The sequence below is a fragment of the Nocardioides sp. genome (genome assembly GCF_035429765.1).
Lineage (GTDB): Bacteria > Actinomycetota > Actinomycetes > Propionibacteriales > Nocardioidaceae > Nocardioides.
In genome coordinates this window covers 1-6,593 of sequence record NZ_DAOMFK010000178.1, presented here as the reverse complement: position 1 = coordinate 6,593, position 6,593 = coordinate 1, and the positions used below count along the sequence as shown (strand labels likewise).

The following is a 6,593-nucleotide window of genomic DNA, read 5'->3' as shown; positions in this document are numbered from 1 at the left end:
CGGGCTGGACGACGCCGGCGAGGAGGCGGGGGCCTCCGCGTCCGGGGCCGGGGCGCCCCCGCCGCCGCAGCCGGCAAGCAGGAGCACGCCCGCGCACAGCACCCCCCGGAGGCCGGTCATCCCGGCGGCCACCCCATCGGTCGGCCGCCGAGCACGTGCAGGTGGGCGTGGAACACGCTCTGCCCGACCCCGGTCCCGGTGTTGTAGACGAGCCGGTAGTGCCCGTCGAGACCGTCGCCGTCGGCCACCGCCGCGGCCACGGTGACCAGCTCCGCGGCGACCTCCGGCGAGGCGGCCGCGAGCTCGGCGGCGTTCTCGTGGTGCTCCCGTGGCACCACCAGCACGTGGGTCGGCGCCTGGGGGGCGACGTCGCGGAAGGCCACCACCGTCTCGGTGCTCAGGACGACGTCGGCCGGCAGCTCACCTGTCACGATCCGGCAGAACAGGCACGTGCTGGCACGGGCGGGCTCGGTGGACATGGGCGCCACTGTAGTGTCCCCGGCGAGGGGACGAACCTGGACAGGAGGCACCGTGGTCGAGCTCATCGCCCACCGCGCCGGCAACAGCCGCGACCTGGCCGACGCCTTCGGTTCGGCCGACCAGCTGGAGATCGACGTCCACCTGCACCGTGGCCGGCTGGTGGTGCGGCACGCCAAGCGGATCTGGCTCAGCTCCCGGCTGTGGGAGCGGTGGTACCTGCTGCCGCCGGGCGTGCCCGTGCCGGAGCTGGCGGAGGCGCTGACCTGGGTGGGACCGGATCAGGGCCTGTGGATCGACTGCAAGGGCGGCCTTGGCCGACGGCTGCCCACCGAGGTGTGCCGCGTCTGCGGCCCGGACCGCCCGATCACGCTGTCAACCAAGGCGTGGTGGCTGCTCGGGCGGCCCGTCCGGGGCCTCGACGTCCGGACGGTCCGCTCGGCCGGCAACCGGGCCGAGCTGTTCCTCCTGCGCCGGGTGCCGTCGCGGGTCGCCGTGGACGGCGTCGCCCTGCACCGCAGGCTCGCCACCGCCCCCCTGGTCGCGGAGCTCAAGCGGCGCCACGGCCTCGTCTTCTGCTGGTCGGTCCCCGACGAGGCGACCGCGCGGCGGCTCCTCGCCTGGGGTGTCGACGGTCTCATCCTCGACGACCCCGCGCTCGCCGAGGCGCTGGCGGACGCGGGCGTCGATCCGCAGCAGCCTCGGCGTGAGCGCCACTGAGCCGGCCAGCCCGACCAGCGCCACCACGCAGCCGAGGACCGGGTCGACGAGATAGTGGTTGCCCGTCGCCACGACCGCGAAGGCCATCAGCAGCGGGCTGGCGACCGCGAAGACCCGGACCAGCGGGTTGCGGGTGGCGCGGAACAGGACGATGCCGACCAGCAGGTTCCAGCCGAGGTGCAGGCTCGGCAGCGCGGCGTACCGGTTGACCAGGCCCGGAGGCTGCAGCACCCGGTAGGAGTGCGAGCGCTCGGTGACCGTGTCCACCATCCCCATGTCGAGCAGCCGGGGCGGCGCCACCGCGTAGGTGACGAAGATCACCAGGCCGATGGCGCCGGAAATGAACATCGCGTTGCGCAGCAGCAGGTACTCCTGGCGGTGGGCGGCGTACAGCCAGACCAGGGTCCCGATGATCACCGGCCAGTGGCCCCAGATGTAGACCCAGTTGGCCAGCGTCACCAGCCCCGGGTGGTCGATGATCAGGCCCTGGAACCGCTGCTCGAGGTCGATCCCCAGGCGCTTCTCGAACGCGAGCACGTCGTAGCCGTGCCGGGCCGCGGTGGCGAAGTTGGCCTCGGTCCGACCGCGGACGCCGAAGTACACCAGGATCGCCAGGGTCACGATCGCCGCGTGGCGGGCGAACTCCAGCGACCAGAAGGGCAGCCGCGCGCGGGCTCCACCGGAGCCGTGGCGCACCCCGTCGCCCACGTCGCACCCCTATCCGCGCGAGGATGTCATCCGCGCGAGGATGTCACCCGCCAACCTGGTTCAGGGTATCCTTTCGGCCTCAGGCGAGGTGTGCTCGCCGGTCCGCTGTCCCGGGAGTCCGACCTTGCACCTGCCCTCGACGTTGCAGGTTCCTCACTGGCGCACGGTGCTGCGCCACGCGATGCCCAACGTGGTCGAGGGCAAGATCGTGCCGATCGTGGTGTTCCTCGTCCTCCTCCAGCTCTTCGGGACCACCCCCGCGCTTCTCGGTGCGCTGGCCTGGTCCCTGCTGGCGCTGGGCCGGCGCTCGCTGAAGCGGCAGCGGATCACCGGGCTGCTGGTGCTGACCACGGTGGGACTGACCGCACGGACGGTCGCCGCGCTGCTCACCGGCAGCCTGCTGGTCTACTTCCTCCAGCCCACGGTGACCACGGCCCTGGTCGGGCTCGCCTTCGTCGCGTCGGTGGCGCTCGGCCGACCGCTCGCCGAGAAGCTGGTGCTGGACCTGTGCCCGATCGACGAGGAGACGCGCGCGCACCCTGCACTGCGGCGGTTCTTCCAGCACGTCACCCTGTGGTGGGCGTTCACCAGTGCGGTCAACTTCGCGATCACGCTCTGGCTGCTGTTGTCGCACTCGCCGACCACCTTCGTGCTGGTGAAGTCCGTGCTCGGCCCCATCACCACGACGGTCACGCTCGGTGTCGCCTTCGTCTGGTTCCGGTCGCTGATGGCCCGCTCCGGCACGCGCGTCGTCTTCCTGCCGGCGTGAGCTGACTCACCCCCAGCGGGGCGTGCGCGAGAGCAGCGCCGCCACCGCCGCCAGGCCCGCGGTGGAGGTGCGCAGCACCTCCGGGCCCAACCGCACGGCACGTCCGCCGACGGCGACGAACGCCGCGACCTCGTCGTCGGTGAGCCCGCCTTCGGGCCCCACCACCACGACCACCTCGCTCGGCGCACCTGGCGTGTGTGCCGGCCCGGCGAGGAGCGGGGCGTCGGCCGCCTCGTGCAGCACCAGGGCGAGGGCGGCTGCGGCCACCACCCCGGTCGCGCCGCGCAGGGTGGGGAGCTCGGCCACCTCGGGGAACCACGAGCGCCGGGCCTGCTTGGCGGCCTCTCGGGCGGTCACCCGCCAGCGGGTGAGCGACCTGGCCGCGCGCTCCCCGCGCCAGACGGCGACCGAGCGGGCCGCCGCCCACGGGACGATCCGGTCCACACCGATCTCGGTGAGCACCTCGACGGCCCGCTCCCCCCGCTCTCCCTTGGGCAGCGCCTGCACGACCGTGACGAAAGGCGCGACCCGGGGCACCGCCTCCATCTCCTCGACGCGCACCTCGAGCCGGCGCTTGGCGGTGGCGCTGACGCGGCCGACGGCCCGCCCGCCGCGCCCGTCGGTGAGCACGACCTCCTCGCCGACGCCCAGCCGGCGGACTGCCACGGCGTGGTGGGCCTCCTCACCCTCGACGACCACGGTGCCGCCCACGGCCGCGCCCGACAGCGAGGGCACCAGGTGCACCGGCAACGACATCGGGCCGCCGGTCAGACGTTGAAGGCGTCGCGGAACCGGCTGAACACCGACTTGTGCGTGGCCCGGACGGCGCCTGTCGGCGCCTCCTCGCCGCGGGCTGCGGCGAGCTCCTTCAGCAGCTCCTCCTGGCGCCCGTCGAGCCGGGTGGGGGTCTCGACGAGGATGGTGACCACCAGGTCCCCCCGGCCGCCGCGCAGCCCGGGGACGCCGCGACCGCGGAGCACCTGGTCGGTGCCCGACTGGGTGCCGGGCCGCACCTCGAGCTCGAAGGTGGTCTCGGTGCCGCTGTCGGCGGCAGGGGCGAGGTCGGCCTCCAGCGTGGGCAGGCGAAGCGTGGTGCCCAGGGCCGCAGCGGTCATCGGGATGGACACCGTGCACTGCAGGTCCGCGCCCTGGCGGGTGAAGGTCTCGTGCGGGGTGACGTGGATCTCGACGTACAGGTCGCCCGGCTGGCCGCCACCCGGGCCGATCTCCCCCTGACCGGCGAGCTGGACCCGGGTTCCGTTGTCGACCCCGGCTGGGATCTTCACGTTGAGCGTGCGACGCGAGCGCACCCGGCCGTCGCCGGAGCACTCCCGGCACGGCTCGGGGATCAGCGTGCCGTAGCCACGGCAGGCCGGGCACGGCCGCAGCGTGCGGATCTCGCCGAGCAGGGACCGCTGCACGTGCGCCACCTCACCGGCGCCCCGACAGGTCTCGCAGGTCACCGGCGTGGTGCCGGCCGCGGCGCCGGCGCCCTGGCAGGCCTGGCAGAGCACCGCGGTGTCCACCTTGAGCTCCCGGGTCACCCCGAACGCGGCCTCGGCGAGGGTCACCTCGATCCGGATCAGGGCGTCCTGCCCACGGCGCACTCGGGGCCGGGGGCCACGCCCCTGGCCGGAGGCTCCGCTGGCGCCGAAGAAGGCGTCCATGATGTCGGTGAAGGAGAACCCGGCCCCCTGGCCGAAGCCGCCGCCGAAGGCGTCGCCCCCGCGGTCGTAGGCCGCCCGCTTCTGCGGGTCGGCGAGCACCTCGTAGGCGTGGGTGACCTCCTTGAACCGCTCCTGGGTCGCCGGGTCCGGGTTGACGTCAGGGTGCAGCTGTCGGGCCAGCCGTCGGTAGGCCTTCTTGATGGTGTCGGCATCGGCGTCACGCGGCACACCGAGGAGCTCGTAGAGGTCCTGACTCACGGAAGAGGTCCTTCTGGTCGGTCGGAGAGGCTCATGCCTCGTCCAGGATGCGCGACATGTAGCGCGCCACCGCGCGCACCGCCGCCATGGTTCCGGGGTAGTCCATGCGGGTCGGCCCGACGATGCCCAGGCTGGCCAGCGCCTGCTCACCCGGGCCGTAGCCGGTGGCGACGACGCTGGTGGCGGCAAGCTCCTGGTAGGGGCCCTCGTGGCCGATCCGGACGGTCACCGCACCTCCGGTGTGCGCCTCGCCGAGCAGCTTGAGCAGCACGACGTGCTCCTCCAGCGCCTCCAGCAGCGGGCGCACGGCCGTGTCGAAGCTGTCGCCGTAGCGGGCGAGGTTGGCCGCCCCGCTCACGGCCACCCGGGCGTCGGAGCGGTGGTCGGACATCGCTTCGCAGATCGCGGTGACCACGCGCGAGGTCGCGGCACGGTCGGCACCCGGCACGTCCTCCGCCAGGGCGTGCAGCGCGACCCCGGCCTCGGCGATGCGCTCACCGACCACCGCACGGTTCACCCGCGAGCGCAGGTCGGTCAGCTGGGTCTCGGTGAGCGGGTCCTCCAGGTCGACCAGCCGCTGCTCGACCCGGCCCGTGCTGAGGATCAGCACGACCAGCAGCCGCGCGTCGTGCAGGGCGATCAGGTCGACGTGGCGGACCGTGGACCGCGCCAGCGTGGGGTACTGCACCACGGCCACCTGCCGGGTCAGCTGGGCGAGCAGCCGGACCGAGCGGTGGACCACGTCGTCGAGGTCGACCGAGCCGTCGAGAAAGGTGACGATCGCCCGCCGCTCGGCCATGCTCAGCGGCTTGACCGTGCTCAGCCGGTCGACGAAGAGCCGGTAGCCCTTGTCGGTGGGCACCCGACCCGCGCTGGTGTGCGGCTGGGCGATGTAGCCCTCCTCCTCGAGCGCCGCCATGTCGTTGCGCACCGTCGCCGGCGAGACCCCGAGGCCGTGGCGCTCCACGAGCGCCTTCGACCCGACGGGCTCCTCGGTGGCGACGTAGTCCTCGACGATGGCGCGCAGCACTGCGAGCCTGCGGTCCTCGACCATCCGCCCTCCCTCCGCGCCGATCCTCGCGGCCAGCCCGCCGCTGGCACTTCTGCTGGCACTCCCTGCCGCGGAGTGCCAATCCTACTAGGGTGACCGACCATGACCGACTTCACGGAGGTGGCCGACCGTGTCTGGGTGGCCCGCCAGGAGTGGCTCGACGTCAACGTCACCCTGGTCGGCGGCGAGCGCGGGCTGCTCCTGGTGGACACCCACTCCTCGGACCGGGCCGCCCGGGCCGTGATCACCGACATCCGACGGCTGGGCGTCGGCCAGGTGGTGGCGGTGGTGAACACCCACGAGCACTGGGACCACACCTTCGGCAACGCCGCCGTGCACGAGGCGTACGGCGCGGTGCCGATCCACGCCCACGAGTGGGCGGCCGCCCACACGGTCCCGACCGGTGAGGCGGCCCAGGCCCGGTTCGCGGCGTCCGACGACCCGCACACCGAGGAGGTCCTGGCCACCCGGATCGTGCCGGCCGACCACACCTTCTCCTCGGTCCGCACGCTCGACCTGGGCGGGCGGATGGTCGAGCTGGTCCATCCCGGGCGCGGGCACACCGCCGGCGACCTGGTGGTGCGGGTCCCCGACGCGGACGTGCTGCTGGCGGGGGACCTGGTCGAGGAGTCCGGCCCGCCGGCGTACGGCTCGGACAGCTTCCCGATGGAGTGGCCGCTGAGCCTGGACGTGACGCTGGGTCTGCTGGGCGTCGGCTCGGTGGTGGTCCCCGGCCACGGTGCTCCGGTCGACCGGGACTTCGTCGAGGAGCAGCGGGCCCAGGTGGGCGTCGTTGCCGAGACCATCCGCGACCTTGCCGCCCGCGGGGTCCCCGTCGACCGGGCGCTGGCAGAGGCGCCCGCCTGGCCCTTCCCCCGGGACGCGCTGGCGGACGCGGTCCGCCGCGGGTACGCGCAGCTGCCCCGCAGCCAGCGGCGGCTGC

7 protein-coding genes and 1 pseudogene are annotated in these 6,593 nt (G+C 73.8%); 3 read left to right on the top strand and 5 right to left on the bottom strand.

The features are described 5' to 3' along the window. Positions 1–116 precede the first annotated feature (116 nt). Positions 117–479, bottom strand: coding sequence for a histidine triad nucleotide-binding protein (locus tag PLP61_RS13710; RefSeq protein ID WP_324503300.1), 363 nt, complete (start codon positions 477–479; stop codon positions 117–119). On the opposite strand from PLP61_RS13710, the gene PLP61_RS17155 reads away from it, so the two are divergent. Then, entirely contained in the window at positions 478–1,197 is a 720-nt protein-coding gene (locus tag PLP61_RS17155) for a glycerophosphodiester phosphodiesterase (protein WP_502889058.1), read from the top strand. The two genes, PLP61_RS13710 and PLP61_RS17155, sit on opposite strands and share 2 nt — an antisense overlap. Before the next feature lie 18 nt (positions 1,198–1,215). Here PLP61_RS17155 and PLP61_RS17150 read toward each other — a convergent pair. Beyond that, positions 1,216–1,734, bottom strand: a pseudogene (locus PLP61_RS17150) (phosphatase PAP2 family protein); the annotation flags it as partial. Positions 1,735–2,029: 295 nt separating this feature from the next. On the opposite strand from PLP61_RS17150, the gene PLP61_RS13700 reads away from it, so the two are divergent. Next, positions 2,030–2,674: a VC0807 family protein gene (locus PLP61_RS13700; protein ID WP_324503298.1), complete on the top strand. Its 645-nt coding sequence runs from the start codon at positions 2,030–2,032 to the stop codon at positions 2,672–2,674. A 6-nt stretch (positions 2,675–2,680) separates the two neighbouring features. Here the strand turns inward: PLP61_RS13700 and PLP61_RS13695 are convergent, their stop codons facing one another. From PLP61_RS13695 to hrcA, 3 genes are read right to left on the bottom strand one after another with little or no spacing between them, the layout of a single operon-like run. Further along, positions 2,681–3,430, bottom strand: coding sequence for a 16S rRNA (uracil(1498)-N(3))-methyltransferase (locus PLP61_RS13695; RefSeq protein WP_324503297.1), 750 nt, complete (start codon positions 3,428–3,430; stop codon positions 2,681–2,683). A gap of 11 nt (positions 3,431–3,441) precedes the next feature. Beyond that, a complete protein-coding gene (gene dnaJ / locus PLP61_RS13690; RefSeq protein WP_324503296.1) occupies positions 3,442–4,599 on the bottom strand; it encodes a molecular chaperone DnaJ in 1,158 nt (385 codons plus the stop codon). A gap of 31 nt (positions 4,600–4,630) precedes the next feature. Further along, complete coding sequence (gene hrcA / locus PLP61_RS13685; protein ID WP_324503295.1) at positions 4,631–5,653, bottom strand: heat-inducible transcriptional repressor HrcA; 1,023 nt, start codon at positions 5,651–5,653, stop codon at positions 4,631–4,633. 99 nt (positions 5,654–5,752) lie between these two features. On the opposite strand from hrcA, the gene PLP61_RS13680 reads away from it, so the two are divergent. Further along, positions 5,753–6,593, top strand: an 841-nt coding sequence (locus tag PLP61_RS13680; RefSeq protein WP_324503294.1) for an MBL fold metallo-hydrolase, incomplete at its 3' end; no start/stop codon positions are given.